The organism is Pseudomonas sp. P1.8, from assembly GCF_001269805.1.
In the GTDB taxonomy this organism is placed as follows: domain Bacteria; phylum Pseudomonadota; class Gammaproteobacteria; order Pseudomonadales; family Pseudomonadaceae; genus Aquipseudomonas.
The window spans coordinates 133,822-150,516 of sequence record NZ_LHVM01000023.1 but is presented as its reverse complement, the minus strand read 5'-3'; the positions used below and the strand labels follow the sequence as shown (position 1 = coordinate 150,516).

Annotated in this window: 13 protein-coding genes; 9 read left to right on the top strand and 4 right to left on the bottom strand. The window is 60.1% G+C overall.

Features of this window, described 5'->3' with window-relative positions; genetic code table 11:
* Nucleotides 1-210: 210 nt before the first annotated feature.
* Complete coding sequence (locus AD668_RS24890) at nucleotides 211-612, bottom strand: lysozyme inhibitor LprI family protein (RefSeq protein ID WP_053163093.1); 402 nt, start codon at nucleotides 610-612, stop codon at nucleotides 211-213.
* Between the two features lie 224 nt (nucleotides 613-836).
* On the opposite strand from AD668_RS24890, the gene AD668_RS24885 reads away from it, so the two are divergent.
* From AD668_RS24885 to AD668_RS24855, 7 genes are all read left to right on the top strand, one after another.
* On the top strand, nucleotides 837-1,814 hold the full coding sequence (locus AD668_RS24885; protein WP_053163091.1) for a dipeptidase: 978 nt from the start codon (nucleotides 837-839) through the stop codon (nucleotides 1,812-1,814).
* A 78-nt stretch (nucleotides 1,815-1,892) separates the two neighbouring features.
* Nucleotides 1,893-2,423, top strand: coding sequence for a DUF5943 domain-containing protein (locus tag AD668_RS24880; RefSeq protein WP_008033249.1), 531 nt, complete (start codon nucleotides 1,893-1,895; stop codon nucleotides 2,421-2,423).
* Between the two features lie 15 nt (nucleotides 2,424-2,438).
* Nucleotides 2,439-4,499 carry a dimethylglycine demethylation protein DgcA gene (gene dgcA, locus AD668_RS24875; protein WP_053163088.1) on the top strand — a complete coding sequence of 687 codons (2,061 nt, stop codon included), beginning with the start codon at nucleotides 2,439-2,441 and terminating at the stop codon, nucleotides 4,497-4,499.
* A 138-nt stretch (nucleotides 4,500-4,637) separates the two neighbouring features.
* Nucleotides 4,638-6,587, top strand: coding sequence for a dimethylglycine demethylation protein DgcB (gene dgcB / locus AD668_RS24870; RefSeq protein WP_053163086.1), 1,950 nt, complete (start codon nucleotides 4,638-4,640; stop codon nucleotides 6,585-6,587).
* Nucleotides 6,587-7,807 carry an electron transfer flavoprotein subunit alpha/FixB family protein gene (locus AD668_RS24865; RefSeq protein ID WP_053163084.1) on the top strand — a complete coding sequence of 407 codons (1,221 nt, stop codon included), beginning with the start codon at nucleotides 6,587-6,589 and terminating at the stop codon, nucleotides 7,805-7,807. The genes dgcB and AD668_RS24865 overlap by 1 nt, the downstream gene beginning before the upstream one ends.
* Before the next feature lie 15 nt (nucleotides 7,808-7,822).
* Nucleotides 7,823-8,593 (top strand): electron transfer flavoprotein subunit beta, encoded by a 771-nt coding sequence (locus AD668_RS24860; RefSeq protein WP_053163082.1) that lies wholly within the window; start codon nucleotides 7,823-7,825, stop codon nucleotides 8,591-8,593.
* Between the two features lie 180 nt (nucleotides 8,594-8,773).
* A complete protein-coding gene (locus AD668_RS24855) occupies nucleotides 8,774-9,973 on the top strand; it encodes a retropepsin-like aspartic protease (RefSeq protein WP_256220760.1) in 1,200 nt (399 codons plus the stop codon).
* Nucleotides 9,974-10,738: 765 nt separating this feature from the next.
* On the opposite strand, the gene gbcA is transcribed toward AD668_RS24855, so the two are convergent.
* Complete coding sequence (gene gbcA / locus AD668_RS24850) at nucleotides 10,739-12,034, bottom strand: glycine-betaine demethylase subunit GbcA (protein ID WP_053163079.1); 1,296 nt, start codon at nucleotides 12,032-12,034, stop codon at nucleotides 10,739-10,741.
* Nucleotides 12,035-12,317: 283 nt separating this feature from the next.
* Between gbcA and gbcB the strand changes: the two genes are divergently transcribed.
* Entirely contained in the window at nucleotides 12,318-13,418 is a 1,101-nt protein-coding gene (gene gbcB / locus AD668_RS24845; protein ID WP_053163077.1) for a glycine-betaine demethylase subunit GbcB, read from the top strand.
* A gap of 129 nt (nucleotides 13,419-13,547) precedes the next feature.
* Here gbcB and AD668_RS24840 read toward each other — a convergent pair whose 3' ends face one another.
* Together AD668_RS24840 and AD668_RS24835 are read right to left on the bottom strand one after the other, a co-directional pair.
* Nucleotides 13,548-14,372, bottom strand: a complete 825-nt coding sequence (locus AD668_RS24840; protein WP_053163075.1) for an NAD(P)-dependent oxidoreductase — start codon at nucleotides 14,370-14,372, stop codon at nucleotides 13,548-13,550.
* A gap of 178 nt (nucleotides 14,373-14,550) precedes the next feature.
* Entirely contained in the window at nucleotides 14,551-15,591 is a 1,041-nt protein-coding gene (locus tag AD668_RS24835) for a low specificity L-threonine aldolase (RefSeq protein WP_053163074.1), read from the bottom strand.
* Between the two features lie 131 nt (nucleotides 15,592-15,722).
* On the opposite strand from AD668_RS24835, the gene AD668_RS24830 reads away from it, so the two are divergent.
* Entirely contained in the window at nucleotides 15,723-16,451 is a 729-nt protein-coding gene (locus tag AD668_RS24830; protein ID WP_256220759.1) for a TraX family protein, read from the top strand.
* The last annotated feature ends 244 nt before the right edge of the window (nucleotides 16,452-16,695 follow it).

Below are 16,695 nucleotides of genomic sequence, written 5' to 3'. Positions count from 1 at the left end.
GGAAGAATATAAGTCTTTTATAAGATTTGCGAATCTTTGCTTATATTTTTCAAATAGCCAATGAACAACAATTGTCAGCGTGTTGCTTAAAAGCCCACAGACTTGGGCTTTTAAGCAAAACGTGTAGGCGAGGTTAGAACGTGCTGTAGGAAAAACGGAATCTGCTGGTGAAGGCAGGAAAAATTTCCAGCTTTCACCGCTATACCAGGATCACTCCTGCCCAATCGACTCCAAAAACTCCGACCGCTCGTCACTCATTCGCGCCACGCAATCGTTCTGCGCAATGGTGAATGCTTTGCTGCCGGACGTGGTGGGAAAGGCTTCTACGGCGCAATCGGCATCGCGGGTTTTCAGCCATAGCGCCTGAGCGGCTTTGATTTTGGCGATGATGTCGTTCAGTTGCGACGGGTTCTTGCCGTACAGCGACTGCATGCGCTCGTTCAGGCTTTTGAGGTTTTCGTTCAGCAGCTCTTCAGCGGTGGTTTTACTGAAAGCCGAGCATTCCAGGGTCTGGATGTCGTTTTCGACTTTGTCGCACGGGTTGTCGTCGGACTCCTCCGCTGCGTGTACGCCAGTCGCAATCAGTGCCAAAGCCAGGAGGATGGATTTCATTGAAGTCGCCGCTCTATTCCAGTGATGCGGCGAATTCTGGCTCAAGCAGACGGCCTTGAACAGGTCGCCGATTGTGCCTGGCGACGACCCTTTGTCGCGGATTGACGCTTTCGGCAATTCCCCTGTCGTTTTTGCACCCGGCTGCCCCGGTGCGCAGGCATATGCTGGCCCCAAAGCGCCGGCAGACGATTCGGCGCATGAATCGCTAATAAGGGGACAGCCTGATGAGCCCAGCCGAATTGCACGCCGACAGCATCGTTATCGACGGGCTGATTATCGCCAAGTGGAACCGTGAACTGTTCGAAGACATGCGCAAGGGCGGTTTAACGGCGGCCAACTGCACCGTTTCAGTGTGGGAGGGCTTTCAGGCCACCGTCAATAACATCGCCGCCAGCCAGAAACTGATTCGCGAGAACGGCGATCTGGTAATGCCGGTGCGCACCACCGCCGACATCCGCAAGGCCAAGGAGCAGGGCAAGACCGGCATCCTCTTCGGTTTCCAGAATGCCCACGCCTATGAAGACCAGATCGGCTATGTCGAGGTGTTCAAGCAGCTGGGCGTCGGCATTGTGCAGATGTGCTACAACACCCAGAACCTGGTGGGCACCGGTTGCTACGAACGTGATGGCGGCCTGTCGGGTTTCGGTCGCGAAATCGTCGCCGAGATGAACCGCGTTGGCGTCATGTGCGACCTGTCTCACGTTGGCTCCAAGACCTCTGAAGAAGTCATCCTCGAATCGAAAAAACCTGTGTGCTACTCCCACTGCCTGCCGTCGGGGCTCAAAGAGCACCCGCGCAACAAGTCCGATGAAGAGCTCAAGTTCATTGCCGACCACGGCGGTTTTGTCGGCGTGACCATGTTCGCGCCATTCCTGGCCAAAGGCATCGATTCGACCATCGACGACTACGCCGAAGCCATCGAATACGTGATGAACCTCGTCGGCGAAGACGCCATCGGCATCGGCACAGATTTCACCCAGGGTCATGGCCAGGACTTCTTCGAATACCTGACCCACGACAAGGGCTACGCCCGCCGCCTGACCAGCTTCGGCAAGATCATCAACCCGCTGGGCATCCGTACCGTGGGCGAGTTCCCGAACCTGACCGAGACCCTGCTCAAGCGCGGCCACTCCGAGCGCGTGGTGCGCAAGATCATGGGCGAGAACTGGGTCAATGTCCTCAAGGACGTCTGGGGCGAGTAAGCCGCCGCACTTCTGAATCCTTTCCTGCGGCCGTCCGCGCCGCAGGCAACACAACGAATTTTCTGGAGTTAAGTTTCCATGGCCAAGATCGCCCCGCAATTGCCTATCGAAGTCGACAGCGAAACCGGTGTCTGGACTTCCGACGCCTTGCCGATGCTGTACGTGCCGCGCCATTTCTTCGTCAACAACCACATGGGCATCGAGGAAGTGCTGGGCGCCGACGCCTATGCTGAGATCCTCTACAAGGCCGGCTACAAATCCGCCTGGCACTGGTGTGAAAAGGAAGCCGAATGCCATGGTCTGGAAGGCGTTGCGGTGTTCGAGCACTACATGAAGCGTCTGTCGCAGCGCGGCTGGGGCCTGTTCAAGATCCAGGACATCGACCTCGACAAAGGCACCGCCAGCGTCAAGCTCGAACACTCGGCGTTCGTTTACGTGTACGGCAAGGTCGGGCGCAAGGTCGACTATATGTTCACTGGCTGGTTTGCCGGTGCGATGGATCAGATTCTCCAGGCCCGTGGCAGCAAGATTCGCACCGTCGCCGAGCAAGTCTACGGTGGCTCCGAAGAAGGCCACGATGACGGTTTGTTCACCGTCAAGCCGTTGTAAGTCGAGGAACCCGCCATGGCTTTCGAAGCAATGTTCCAGCCGATTCAGATCGGCAAACTGACCATCCGTAACCGCGTGCTCAGCACCGCGCACGCGGAGGTCTATGCGACCGACGGCGGCATGACCACCGACCGGTACGTCAAGTATTACGAAGAGAAGGCCAAGGGCGGGATCGGCCTGGCGATCTGCGGCGGTTCGTCCGTGGTGGCGATCGACAGCCCGCAGGAATGGTGGAGTTCGGTGAACCTGTCCACCGACCGCATCATCCCGCACTTCCAGAATCTGGCCGACGCCATGCACAAGCACGGCGCCAAGATCATGATTCAGATTACCCACATGGGTCGTCGCTCGCGTTGGGACGGCTTCAACTGGCCAACCCTGATGTCGCCATCGGGCGTGCGTGAGCCGGTGCACCGTGCCACCTGCAAGACCATCGAGCCGGAAGAAATCTGGCGGGTGATCGGCAACTATGCGCAAGCGGCACGCCGCGCCAAGGCCGGTGGCCTGGACGGCGTCGAACTGTCGGCTGTGCACCAGCACATGATCGACCAGTTCTGGAGCCCACGGGTCAACAAGCGTACCGACGAATGGGGCGGCACCTTCGAAGGCCGCATGAAGTTCGGCCTGGAAGTCTTGAAAGCGGTACGCGCCGAGGTCGGTGACGATTTCTGTGTGGGCATGCGCATTTGCGGTGACGAGTTCCACCCCGATGGTTTGTCCCACGAGGACATGAAGCAGATCGCCAAGTATTACGACGACACCGGCATGCTCGACTTCCTCGGCGTTGTGGGCTCGGGTTGCGACACCCACAACACCCTGGCCAACGTTATCCCCAATATGAGTTATCCACCGGAGCCGTTCCTGCACCTGGCGGCCGGCATCAAGGAAGTGGTCAAGGTCCCGGTGCTGCATGCGCAGAACATCAAGGACCCGAACCAGGCCACCCGTATTCTGGAAGGCGGATACGTCGACATGGTCGGCATGACCCGCGCCCACATCGCCGACCCGCACCTGATCGCCAAGATCAAGATGGGCCAGATCGACCAGATCAAGCAGTGTGTCGGCGCCAACTACTGCATCGACCGTCAGTACCAGGGGCTGGACGTGCTGTGCATCCAGAACGCCGCGACGTCCCGTGAATACATGGGCCTGCCGCACATCATCGAAAAAACCACCGGCGTGAAGCGCAAAGTTGTGGTGGTCGGTGCCGGCCCTGCGGGGATGGAAGCGGCTCGCGTTGCCGCCGAACGTGGCCACGACGTGACCCTGTTCGAGAAGAAAGAATTCATCGGCGGGCAAATCACCACTGCTTCGAAAGCGCCGCAACGGGACCAGATCGCCGGTATCACCCGCTGGTATCAGCTGGAACTGGCACGCCTGAAAGTCGACCTGCGCCTGGGCACTGCGGCCGATGCGCCGACCATCATGGACCTGCGTCCTGACGTGGTGGTGCTGGCGGTCGGCGGTCATCCGTTCATCGAGCAGAACGAACACTGGGGCGCGGCTGAAGGTTTGGTGGTCAGCAGCTGGGACGTACTCGACGGCAAAGTCGCGCCGGGCAAGAACGTGCTGGTCTACGACACCATTTGCGAGTTCACCGGTATGTCGACTGCCGACTTCATCGCGGACAAGGGCAGCCAGGTCGAGATCGTCACCGACGACATCAAGCCGGGCGTGGCCATTGGCGGTACGTCGTTCCCGACCTACTACCGCAGCATGTACCCCAAAGAAGTGATCATGACCGGCGACATGATGCTGGAAAAGGTCTACCGCGAAGGCGACAAGCTGGTGGCAGTGCTGGAGAACGAATACACCGGTGCCAAAGAGGAGCGGGTGGTCGATCAGGTGGTCATCGAGAACGGCGTGCGCCCGGACGAGGAAATCTACTACGCGATGAAGGAAGGCTCGCGCAACAAGGGTCAGATCGACGTCGAAGCGTTGTTCGCGATCAAGCCGCAACCGTGTCTGGAACAGAGTGGTGACGGTTACCTGCTGTTCCGCATCGGCGACTGCGTGGCCCAGCGCAACGTGCATGCGGCGATCTATGACGCGCTGCGGCTGTGCAAGGATTTCTAAGCCTGCCACCTGTAGGAGCCGGCTTGCTGGCGATGAACGATAACGCGGTCTGCCTGATTCACCGCGTCGTCTGAATCGCCAGCAAGCCGGCTCCTACAAGATCGATGCATGACTCCGTGGTTTGTGGGAGCAACACCTATGTTGAACACCCTTCTTCCAATCCTGTTGTTCGCAGCCCTGGCCCTTGCGGTGCTGGGCGCGTTGCGGCGGGTGGCCATGTGGCGTCGGGGCCGGGCCTCGAAGGTCGACCTGATCGGCGGCCTGTTCGCCATGCCCAAGCGTTACATGGTCGATCTGCACCACGTGGTGGCGCGGGACAAGTACATCGCCAACACCCACGTCGCCACGGCGGGCGGTGCGGTGGCGTCCATCGTGCTGGCGATTCTGGTGCATGGTTTCGGCCTGCATAACCGCATCCTCGGCTACGCGTTACTGCTGATGACGGCGGTGATGTTCGTCGGGGCGATCTTTGTTTACCTGCGTCGCCGCAACCCTCCGGCGCGTCTGTCGAAAGGCCCGTGGATGCGCCTACCGAAAAGCCTGCTGGCGTTCTCGGCCTCCTTCTTCCTGTTGACCTTGCCGGTGGCCGGGATCCTCCCGGAACACTTCGGTGGCTGGCTGTTGGCGGCGATTCTCGGGGTTGGCGTGTTGTGGGGCGTGTCGGAACTGTTCTTCGGCATGACCTGGGGCGGTCCGATGAAGCACGCCTTCGCCGGTGCCCTGCACCTGGCCTGGCACCGTCGCGCCGAACGCTTTGGCGGTGGTCGTTCCACCGGTTTGAAACCACTGGACCTGAGTGATCCTGACGCGCCTTTGGGCGTGGAAAAACCCAAGGATTTCACCTGGAACCAGTTGCTCGGTTTCGACGCCTGCGTGCAGTGCGGTAAGTGCGAAGCAGCATGTCCGGCCTTCGCCGCCGGTCAACCGCTGAACCCGAAAAAACTGATTCAGGACATGGTCGTCGGCCTGGCCGGTGGCACCGATGCCAAGTTCGCCGGCAGTCCGTATCCGGGCAAGGCCATTGGCGAGCATTCAGGGAACCCGCATCAACCGATCGTCAACGGTCTGGTAGACGCTGAAACCCTATGGTCGTGCACCACCTGCCGCGCTTGCGTCGAGGAATGCCCGATGATGATCGAGCACGTCGATGCCATCGTCGACATGCGCCGCCATCTGACCCTGGAAAAAGGCGCAACGCCGAACAAGGGCGCCGAAGTCCTGGAGAACCTGATCGCCACCGACAACCCCGGTGGTTTTGCGCCGGGCGGGCGGATGAACTGGGCGGCGGACCTGAACCTCAATCTGCTGAGCGAGAAGAAATCCACTGACGTGCTGTTCTGGGTTGGCGACGGCGCCTTCGACATGCGCAACCAGCGCACCCTGCGTGCGTTCGTCAAAGTGCTGAAAGCGGCTAAAGTCGACTTCGCGGTACTCGGCCTGGAAGAACGCGACAGCGGTGACGTGGCCCGACGCCTGGGCGATGAAGCGACCTTCCAGTTGCTGGCCAAGCGCAACATTCAGACCTTGGCCAAGTACAGCTTCAATCGCATCATCACCTGCGATCCGCACAGTTTCCACGTGCTGAAAAACGAGTACGGCGCCTTCGATGGCAACTACCTGGTGCAGCACCACAGCACCTACATGGCAGAAATCATCCAGGCCGGCGCGCTGAACCTCGGCCAGCACAAAGGCGACAGCGTGACCTATCACGACCCGTGCTACCTCGGCCGCTACAACGGCGAATACGAGGCGCCGCGTCAGGTGTTGCGCGCCCTCGGGATCGAAGTCAAAGAGATGCAACGTTCCGGTTTCCGTTCGCGCTGCTGCGGTGGCGGCGGCGGGGCGCCGATCACTGACATTCCGGGCAAGCAACGGATTCCGGACATGCGCATGGAAGACATCCGCGAGACCGGCGCCGAGCTGGTGGCCGTGGGTTGTCCACAGTGCACGGCGATGCTCGAAGGGGTGGTCGAGCCCCGCCCGCTGATCAAGGACATCGCCGAGCTGGTGGCCGACGCGTTGCTCGAAGATGCCGCGCCGAGCAAACCGGCTGCACCAGCCCAACGTGAACCTGCGGAGGTGCACTGATGAGCGACATTATCCGCCGCGACCCGCGTGCCGAATGGATCGCCCGTAACCGTCTGCATCCGCTGCACGCGGCCATGCAACCGGCGCAACACAGCTGGATGGGGCCCAACGGCGTCATCCGCAAGAACCCGCATGGGATGGGTTTCATCGGACCCAACGGCATCAAACGGATCGACCGAAGTGGCGAACAACAGGGTGGCGCCACCAAGCGCACCGCCGCCGTTGAGGTGCAATTGCCGCTGCATCAAGTGCCAGCACCGGCGTTCTACATCTGCGTGGTGCCGGACATGGTCGGCGGCCGCTTGAGCAGCCACGACCGCGATCTGTTGGGCCTGGCTCATCAACTGGCCGGCAGCGACGGCGCGGTACTGGCCGTGGTGTTCGGCGAGCACAAGGAAACCACGTTCGCCACTGCAGGCGTCGATCGCTTGCTGGTGCTGGATGGCGAAGAATTCAGCGGTTATGCACCGGAACAGCGAGTCCAGGGCCTGCGGGCTGTGGATAACCAGTTCAGCCCGCGTCACTGGTTGCTGCCGGACAGCCGCAGCGGTGGCGGTGAATTGGGTCGGCGCTTTGCTGCGGCTTTGGCTCAACGCCCGGCCACGCGGGTCTGGCAGGTCAAGGATCAGGAGTGCATCGGCCGCGCTGGTGCGGGTTTGCAAGACTTGGCCCGTCCGCTTGCGCGCTTGATTCTGGCGGCCGTCGAGTGCGCCGAACCGGTCAACGAAACCCGTCATGAAGCCTTGCCCGTGGAGTTATCCACAACCGTGGCACGCAGCCTGTCGCGGATCGAAGATCTGGGTGCGGTGGCGGTGGACCCGGCGGCGATCCCCATGGCCGAAGCCGAGTTCATTTTCTCCGGCGGCAACGGGGTCAAGGACTGGGGACTTTTCCACAGGACAGCCGAAGCCCTCGGCGCGACCGAAGGCGCCTCGCGGGTGGCAGTGGACGACGGCTTCATGGCCCGCGACCGTCAGGTCGGCGCGTCCGGCACCTGGGTCACGGCACGGGTCTATGTGGCGGTGGGGATTTCCGGGGCGATCCAGCACCTGCAAGGCATTGGTGCCTGCGACAAGGTGGTGGCGATCAACCTTGACCCCGGTTGCGACATGATCAAGCGCGCGGACCTCTCGGTGATCGGCGAGAGCGCGGAGATTCTTCAAGCCTTGATCGAGGCGGTAGAGGCTTACCGCAACGACGCCAAGCGCGACGCGGCTTAAGGGAAGGAAAGGGTTATGAGCACGAAAATCATCAGCCTGGTGTCCATCGGCGCCCACCCGACCTCCGGCCGGCCACGTCGCGCGGAACAGGATGCGCGGGCGGTGGAATTGGGTCTGCAACTGGCTGGGGATAACTTGCAGGTGCTGCATGCCGGCGACATCGCCGAACCTGCGTTGCGCGCCTATCTGGGTATGGGCCTTGAACAACTTCACGTACTTGAACAACCAGAAGGTGCTGATGCGCTGCCAGCGTTGACCGACTATTTGCGCGACGCGGGCGCTCAAGTGGTGCTGACCGGCAGCCAGGCGGAAACCGGCGAAGGTTCGGGGATGTTGCCGTTCCTGCTGGCCGAAAGCCTCGGTTGGCCGCTGGTGGTGGGACTGGCGCAGGTCGAGTCCATCGATGGCGGTTCGGCGCTGGTGCTGCAAGCCTTGCCCCGTGGCCAGCGGCGCCGGTTGAAAGTCCGGTTACCGTTTCTGGCGACTGTGGATAACGCTGCACCCAAACCTCGACAAAGTGCCTACGGCCCGGCTCGACGCGGAGTGTTGCGGGCCGATGAAGTGGAGGTTATCGATGATGAACTGCTGGCGGTTTCCACCCTGCAACCAGCCAAGCCACGGCCCAAACGTTTGAAAGTGATCAAGGCCAAGAGCGGCGCCGACCGCATGAAAGCGGCGACTGCCAAGGCCAGCGGCGGCGGTGGCCAAGTGCTCAAAGGCGTTACGGCGCAAACCGGCGCCGAGGCGATCCTTAAGCTGCTCATCGAAGAAGGGGTCGTCCGCTGACGAACCAACTGCAACAAATCCAATGTGGGAGCAAGCGCGCTCCCACAGAATATTGCGTCGCACCGAGCTGCCCGGTGAACTAAAGTTTTCCCATGCGCTGCTTAAAGGGCAATACGAGGTCGGGAGCTTTCAGACGTTCAGCGCTGACCCATAAAACCGGTTTTTATGATTGGCCTGAATATGAAGACTTTCGCTCTTCTGGCGCTCTTTGCATCGGCTCTGTGGCTCACCACGGGCGCCATATCTGCCGCCCCGACAAAGGCCCCCGTGGTTGAACCGGATTTTTATCAGTGGCTTGAGACCGAACAGGGGCGCAACGCCTCTTTGGCGCAATTGAGGCAACAGTGCGACGCGGTGCTGGATGCCACGAAGAATCTCAGTTGTTCAGTGACGGTCTTCGCCAGAATGCTCGAAGCCAAAGCCGCCAACCAGCTCCCTGAATACTATCTGGCGATCAAGGACAAACACGCGCGGGCGATTGAGGCTAACCCCGATCTGAAACCGTTGTTCTCCACGTTTGGCAGCGAATCGCTGGCAATGCTGGCTTCCACCGGCAGTTTCTCGGTCAATGGTTTAGCGCGGCATGAAGTACTGCCGCTCCATCCGTATGCCGACGACTTTTACATTGCTGATCAAGTGCTGCCATTTATTGAGGTCGGCGCGGCCAACGGTGTCTCGGCGCGTTTTGTACTGGACACGGGCGCACCACAAACCCGGGTCAACATCGCCACAGCGAAACAGATGGGCATCCGGTTGTTGCCCGATGCTCATTATCGCTACAACACGTTTTATGGCGAAAAGGGCCTTGCGGCGAGGCTGGGAATCCTCGGCTCACTCCGGGTCGGCAGCCGCGAATTCAGGAACGTCCTGGTCTTTGTCAGCGACCGGGAGAATCTGTTGGGGCTGGATCTGCTCAGCAAGCTGGGACGCCTGAAGATCACCCAACGAGCGCTGGAGCTCAATCCGCCGCCCGCCAGGCGTTGTGATGCGCCAATTGCCTACAGCCGCCTGGATCTCAATCAACGGCTGGTGGTTGCCGCACAACTGGATCGCCGGGCAACGCTGGCAATCATAGATACGGGAAATGTCGACTACCTGACGGCCGGATCGCCCGGCAGGCAAGAAAGCGTTGTGCAGGCGCTGACACCGGGAAGCTCAAGCTCCGGCGACAACTATCACTTCCAGCGCTTCGATGGCTTATTGGCCCTGCAAGGTGAGAGCATGGCAGTCACCTACAAATACTACCCCGGCTTTACCATCCCTCCGTCGCTGATGGATGGGCGTTACGTGCCGTCGATATTGCTCGGATGGCGCGCCTTCAAAGACTTTGAATTGAACCTGGATTTGACGTCAGGCCGTTCATGCCTCAATAAAGTCTGAACCACCTCGGCATTTACCCACAATCCCTGTTGGTGGTTCTGTGGATAACGTGTTCGCCACTCGCTGCACCCCATACCAATCAAGCCCTACAAGGCGTCGTTCAAAAAACAACCAGCCACAGCCTTGATTTTTCCAAGCTTTTTCAAGGGGATAAGTGCTGACGGTGATGCAGAGTTGCCCCCAATCTCTGTTGGCGGTTCTGTGGATAAGATGTTCGCTCAGTGCTACAGCCCTTGCAGGACGTAACGTTCATGGCTTTGATCAAATATTGATCATGTCGACGTTTTTTGCCCCTGAACACCGTGAAACCCTCTGTTTTTCACGGTTTGCAGGGGTTTTCCACAGGCGTGCTGAAGTTGTACCCAAAGTCTGTTGGCGATTCTGTGGATAAGGTGTTCGCTATAGTCTGCGAGCCACGTGATACGTGACTTTCAATGGTTTGGTTGAAAAATGATCAGGCGCATTTGAAAACCCTGGTTCTGGATAAGTCACGGATTTTCTTTGGTTTTTGTGGAGAAAGTTTTCAACATTTCCACAGTTGTCCCCATTTGCTGTGGGTGGAGATGTGGATAACTTGTTTGCGGAAGGCTGAGAGGCGCGGGCTGTATAGCGCGGAAGGGAATAGATCATATTTCGTACAGTTCTAAACCCCTGTAGGAGCAAGCGTGCTCGCGATGGACGCCAACGATAACGCTGGCAACCTGACACCCCGCGGCGTTCTCAGGTCTATCGCGAGCAGGCTCGCTCCTATAGGGGGCAGTGGCATCAGCCTTGGACGGGTACGCCTTTGAGATACGGCGCAGGCTCGGCCCCCAGGTTGCTCAGCAGGCGTTCGCTGTACCAGTCCACAAAGTTCACCACACCAAACTCGTAGGTCTTGGAGTAAGGCCCTGGCTGGTAAGCCGTGGAGTTGATCCCGCGCTGGTTCTCTTCGGCCAGGCGACGGTCCTGGTCGTTGGTGGCGTCCCAGACCTGGCGCATGCGGTCCACGTCATAATCCACGCCCTCGACCGCGTCCTTGTGCACGATCCACTTGGTGGTGACCATGGTTTCCTGGGCGCTGATCGGCCACACGGTGAACACGATGATGTGGTCGCCCATGCAGTGGTTCCAGGAGTGCGGCAAGTGCAGGATGCGCATCGAGCCCAGGTCCGGGTTCTTGATGCGGCCCATGAGTTTGGCGCAGCCCTGTTTGCCGTCCAGGGTCATCGACACGGTGCCCTTGAGCAGCGGCATGCGCACGATGCGGTTACGCAGGCCGAAGCTCGCGTGGGCGTATGGGATCTTCTCGGCGTCCCAGGCCGCGGCGGAGGCGGCGACGTGGTCCTTGAAGGCCTGGTCGGCGCGTGGATCGGTGACGTCGTCCCATTCCAGCAGGGTTTTCAACAGCTCCGGGTGCGACGCGTTGCAGTGGTAGCACTCGCGGTTGTTTTCCAGCACCAGTTTCCAGTTGGCCTTTTCCATCAAGGTGGTGGTGATTGCCACCTTGGTGTTTTCCATGTCGTACGGTTCCATGTAATGGCTGAGCGTCGACAGGAAGTCATCGATGGCCGGCGGGTTCTCCGCCAGGCTGATGAAGATGTAGCCGCCGGCGGTTTTCACGTTCACCGGTTTGAGGCCGTACTGCTTCATGTCGAAGTCGGCACCCATCTCGGTGCCGGCGAACAGCAGGCGGCCGTCGAGTTCGTAGGTCCACTGGTGGTAGTGGCAGACCAGTTTGGCGACCTTGCCCTTTTCGCTGGTGCACAGGCGCGAACCACGGTGGCGGCAGACGTTATGGAACGCATGCACCACACCCTCGGCGCCACGGATCACGATGATCGGGTTCTTGCCGACCTGCAGGGTCAGGTAGTTGCCCTTGGTAGGGATTTCGCAGGTCATGCCGGCGATCAACCACTCTTTCTGAAAGATTTCCTGCATGTCGATATCAAACAGGCGCTCGTCAGAGTAGAACGGCTGCGGCAGCGAGAACGTGCGCTCGCGCTCTTGCAGCATCTGCGCAGTGGCCTTGCGTGCGGGTTCCAGCGGATCGCCCAGGCTCAGGGTAGTAGTGACGTCCATCGATTCAGTCCTCATGGCCATTCTGTGTGGCCGGCGAAATGTGGCTACGGTTGTGCGACGCAAGACAAAAAACAGCAGTTCTCTGTTGAAGCGAGTGTGGGGCCGGCGCAGGCCAGAACCTTATCCATGGGCGACATGATGCAATCTGTTCCCGACGCGCAACCCCCGGTCGTTGGGGGCTGGTCGCGATAAGCATGTCAATGTCGCAGATAGGTAAACGGGTGGTTCGCGCTATACGCAGAATCGCCAACATGAAGGCCGACAGTCGGCCGTGGAGATCAGCATGTCCAACACCTTCCTGAACCCGGTAACCACCCAGACCTGGGCCAATGGTCGACACATCGTCCGTTGCGTCAAAGTCATCCAGGAAACCTGGGACGTGCGCACCTTCTGCTTTATGGCCGACCAGCCGATCATGTTCTTTTTCAAGCCGGGGCAGTTCGTCACCCTGGAGCTGGAAATCGAAGGCGAGCCGATCATGCGCTCGTACACCATTTCCAGCTCGCCGTCGGTACCCTACAGCTTTTCGGTGACCATCAAGCGTGTGCCCGGCGGTCGGGTTTCCAACTGGTTGCACGATACCCTGCACGAAGGCCAGGAGCTGGCGGTACACGGCCCGGTCGGGCTGTTCAATGCCATGGATTTCCCGAGCCCGAAAGTGCTGTACCTCAGCGGCGGCGTCGGGATCACGCCGTGCATGTCCATGGCACGCTGGTTCTACGACACCAACGCCAACGTCGACATGACGTTTATCCACAGCGCCCGCTCGCCGAAAGACATCATCTATCACCGCGAGCTGGAGCACATGGCGTCGCGGATCGACAACTTCAGCCTGCACCTGATCTGCGAGAAACACGGCCTGGGCGAGCCTTGGGCCGGTTATCGCGGCTACCTGAACCACAAGATGCTGGAACTGATGGTTCCGGACTTTCTCGAGCGTGAAGTCTTCTGCTGCGGCCCGACGCCGTACATGCACGCGGTCAAGCGCCTGCTGGAAAACGCCGGCTACGACATGAAGCGTTACCACGAGGAATCCTTCGGTGCGACACCACCGGAGGCGCGTGCCGATGCAGTGGAGCAAGCCGAACAAGCGGCCGATGCGCCGGAAGTCGATGCGGCTGATCTGCATCAGGTGGAGTTCACCGCGTCCGGCAAGAGCATTCGCGTGGCGCCGGGCGAGACCGTGCATGCGGCGGCGGCCAAGGTCGGTCTATTGATCCCTAAAGCTTGCGGCATGGGAATCTGTGGGACCTGCAAGGTGCTCAAGCTCGGCGGCGAGGTAGAGATGGAGCACAACGGCGGGATCACCGAGGAAGACGAAGCCGAAGGGTACATTCTGTCGTGCTGCAGCGTGCCGAAGGGGGATGTGCGCATCGAGTTCTGACGGTCACGCAATAACCCCTGTAGGAGCGAGCCTGCTCGCGATGAACCTGAGAACGCCGCGGGGTGTCAGGTTGCCAGCGTTATCGTTGACGTCCATCGCGAGCAGGCTCGCTCCTGCAGGGGAGGGTGTTTAGTCGATAAACAAGTCTGTCATGAGTTTGTCGCTACTGTCCGGCGCGAAGCGGTAGTGGTCGAACTCGGTCACACCGCTTTCCCGCAGAATCTCCTCATCGATCAGCAAACGCCCGGTCAGGCTGCGTCCGCTGCTGCTCAGAATGACGTGGGCCGCATCCGCCATGATCGCCGGCGTGCGCGCATGCTTGAACGACTCCCGCGACCCCAGCTGAAACTCAATGGCGGCGGTGGCAATCATCGTCTGTGGCCACAGGGAGTTGACGCTGATGCCGTAGTTCTTGAATTCCTCGCTCATGCCCAGCGTCAGCATGCTCATGCCGTACTTGGTGACGGTGTACGGGCTGTATTGGGCGAACCATTTGGTCGCAAGGTTCAGCGGTGGGGACAGGTTGAGGATGTGGCCGTTGGACTTCTTCAGATACGGCAGGCCCGCTTGACTGCACAGCAACACCGCACGGGTGTTGATCTGGTGCATCAGGTCGAAGCGCTTGAGTTCGAGGTGTTGAACGCCGGTCAGCTTGATTGCGCCAGCGTTGTTGATCAGTGCGTCGATGCCGCCAAAGTGTTCGTTGGCCTGGGCCAGCGCTTCGCGCACGGCGTCTTCTTCACGCACGTCCACTTGCAAGGCCAGTGCTTTACCGCCAGCGGCTTCGACTTCCTGGGCCACGCTGAAAATCGTCCCCGGCAGCTTGGCGTGGGGTTCGGCGCTTTTTGCAGCGATCACGATGTTGGCGCCATCGCGTGCGGCGCGCAGCGCGATCTCGCGGCCGATGCCCCGGCTGGCGCCGGTGATGAACAGGGTTTTGCCTTGCAATGACATGCGTACGCTCCTGATTATTGTTATGTGAGCGGAGTGGCTCGACAAACAATGTAGACGAAGTCTTCAGGTGCGAAGGTTTCCTGTAGGAGCTGCCGAAGGCTGCGATCTTTTGATCCTGATCTTGAGCATCGAAAGATCGCAGCCTCGTTTCACTCGACAGCTCCTACAGGGGCAGGTGTCAGAGGGACATGACTTCGCGGATGTCGCGGGCCAGCTCACGCACCCGCTCTTCCTCGGTATCCCACGAGCACATGAAGCGTGCGCCGCCGTTGCCGATGAAGGTGTAGAAACGCCAGCCCTTGGCGGTCAGCGCAGCGATGGCCGGTTCCGACAGTTGCAGGAACACGCCGTTGGCCTGCACCGGGAACATCAGCTCAACCCCAGGAATATCGCTGACCAGTTCGGCCAGCAGTTGCGCGCAATGGTTGGCGTGGTTGGCGTATTTGAGCCAGGCGCCGTTTTCCAGGATCCCGACCCACGGCGCCGACAGGAAGCGCATCTTCGATGCCAGTTGTCCGGCCTGTTTGCAGCGATAGTCAAAGTCTTCCGCGAGTTTGTGGTTGAAGAACAGAATCGCCTCGCCCACCGCCATGCCGTTTTTCGTGCCGCCGAAGCACAACACGTCGACACCAGCCTTCCAGGTCAGGTCAGCCGGCGAGCAGCCGAGGAAGGCGCAGGCGTTGGAGAAGCGTGCGCCGTCCATGTGCAGGTTCAGGCCCAGTTCCTTGCAGGTGGCGCTGATGGCGCGGATTTCGTCCGGGGTGTAGACGCTGCCGACTTCGGTGGCCTGGGTCAGGGTCACGACACGCGGTTTCGGGTAGTGGATGTCCTGGCGCTTGAGCGCGACTTCGCGAATCGAGTCCGGGGTCAGCTTGCCGTTTTCAGTGCGGGCGATCAGCAGTTTGGAGCCGTTGGAAAAGAATTCCGGCGCGCCGCATTCGTCGGTTTCGACGTGGGCGGTTTCCGAGCAGATCACGCTGTGGTAACTCTGGCACAGCGACGACAGGGCCAGCGAGTTGGCAGCGGTGCCGTTGAAGGCGAAGAACACTTCGCAATCGGTTTCGAACAGTTTGCGGAAACCGTCGGATGCGCGGGCGGTCCATTCGTCGTCGCCGTAAGCGCGTTGATGGCCATGGTTGGCCTGCTCCATGGCAGCCCAGGCTTCAGGGCAAATGCCGGAATAGTTGTCGCTGGCGAATTGTTGGCTCTTATCGGTCATGGCCTGCTTCCGTGGTCGGGACGCCTATGGTGAAGCGTTCCGTGGTCAATGAGGGTGCGCACGTTGCCCAAGATCGTCAGGCGCGCGCACGGGATGTCGCTGTCGGGAAAATACACAATCGAAGGACGATTATGCACGTGACTATGCACTTAAGGCAGCGCGACGGGGCACTGGATCTGCTCAAGTGGTTGGCGCTTTTGAGCATGGTTCTCGATCACCTGCGATACGTCGGCTTTTCCGCCGATCTGTTGTATGTGCCGGGGCGGTTGGCGTTTCCATGGTTTTGCCTGGCGATGGCCGCGAATCTGGCGCGGGTGCGAGAAACGACGACGGGTGGTCAATGGCGCTATCTGGGCTGGTTGATTCTGTTCAGCGCAGCAAGCGAAATCCCCTATCGGATGTTCATTGCAGATCACGATACCTTGAACGTCATGCCAACATTGGCCCTCGGCCTGCTGGTGGCGCGGGGCTGGCAGCAACCGACCTTGCAATCGCGCCTGCTGGCGGCCGGGGCCTTGCTGTTGGCGGTGTTCTTTTCCCCGCGCGTGATGTTTGGTTTCTTCGGCGTTTTATTGCCGCTGGTGTTGTTGTGGGTGATCCATCGTCCCTGGTACTTCGCGCTGATGGCGGGGCTGGTCTGCCTGGCGTGCAATCAATGGCAGGTGCTGTATTACTCCGTTCGATTGGGCAATGGCGTGGCGATGGCGGCGGTCGCCACTTGTCTGATTGCGCCATGGCTGGGTCTGTTCCTGTTGCGACACGCGAAGGACGTAAAAGCACCGCCGATGCGCCGTTGGGCGTATGCGTTGTATCCCGCGCATTTCCTGCTGTTGCTGGCACTACGTCAGGCCATCGCATGACCCTGCAGGAGCTGGCTTGCCAGCGATTGCGGCGGGCCTGCCGATATCAATGCCGGATGTGCTGCCCCATCGCTGGCAAGCCAGCTCCTACAAGGGATCTGCGTTGAATTGATGGTTGTGTTCGGCCAGCCATTTCTTGCCATGTCGTAAACGCACCTTTGCGTGGCGCCCGTAGGCATTTGATCTCTCCAAGCCAGTCATACCATCGCTACCAAAGGGCACTGCCGAAACGCCGGTGCCTTAC

What these genes read in the sequence shown, in the direction of transcription:
- AD668_RS24890 (WP_053163093.1), bottom strand. Translation starts at nt 612, where the DNA reads ATGAAATCCATCCTCCTGGCTTTGGCACTGATTGCGACTGGCGTACAC.
- AD668_RS24885 (WP_053163091.1), top strand. Translation starts at nt 837, where the DNA reads ATGAGCCCAGCCGAATTGCACGCCGACAGCATCGTTATCGACGGGCTG.
- AD668_RS24880 (WP_008033249.1), top strand. Translation starts at nt 1,893, where the DNA reads ATGGCCAAGATCGCCCCGCAATTGCCTATCGAAGTCGACAGCGAAACC.
- dgcA (WP_053163088.1), top strand. Translation starts at nt 2,439, where the DNA reads ATGGCTTTCGAAGCAATGTTCCAGCCGATTCAGATCGGCAAACTGACC.
- dgcB (WP_053163086.1), top strand. Translation starts at nt 4,638, where the DNA reads ATGTTGAACACCCTTCTTCCAATCCTGTTGTTCGCAGCCCTGGCCCTT.
- AD668_RS24865 (WP_053163084.1), top strand. Translation starts at nt 6,587, where the DNA reads ATGAGCGACATTATCCGCCGCGACCCGCGTGCCGAATGGATCGCCCGT.
- AD668_RS24860 (WP_053163082.1), top strand. Translation starts at nt 7,823, where the DNA reads ATGAGCACGAAAATCATCAGCCTGGTGTCCATCGGCGCCCACCCGACC.
- AD668_RS24855 (WP_256220760.1), top strand. Translation starts at nt 8,774, where the DNA reads ATGAAGACTTTCGCTCTTCTGGCGCTCTTTGCATCGGCTCTGTGGCTC.
- gbcA (WP_053163079.1), bottom strand. Translation starts at nt 12,034, where the DNA reads ATGGACGTCACTACTACCCTGAGCCTGGGCGATCCGCTGGAACCCGCA.
- gbcB (WP_053163077.1), top strand. Translation starts at nt 12,318, where the DNA reads ATGTCCAACACCTTCCTGAACCCGGTAACCACCCAGACCTGGGCCAAT.
- AD668_RS24840 (WP_053163075.1), bottom strand. Translation starts at nt 14,372, where the DNA reads ATGTCATTGCAAGGCAAAACCCTGTTCATCACCGGCGCCAGCCGGGGC.
- AD668_RS24835 (WP_053163074.1), bottom strand. Translation starts at nt 15,591, where the DNA reads ATGACCGATAAGAGCCAACAATTCGCCAGCGACAACTATTCCGGCATT.
- AD668_RS24830 (WP_256220759.1), top strand. Translation starts at nt 15,723, where the DNA reads ATGCACGTGACTATGCACTTAAGGCAGCGCGACGGGGCACTGGATCTG.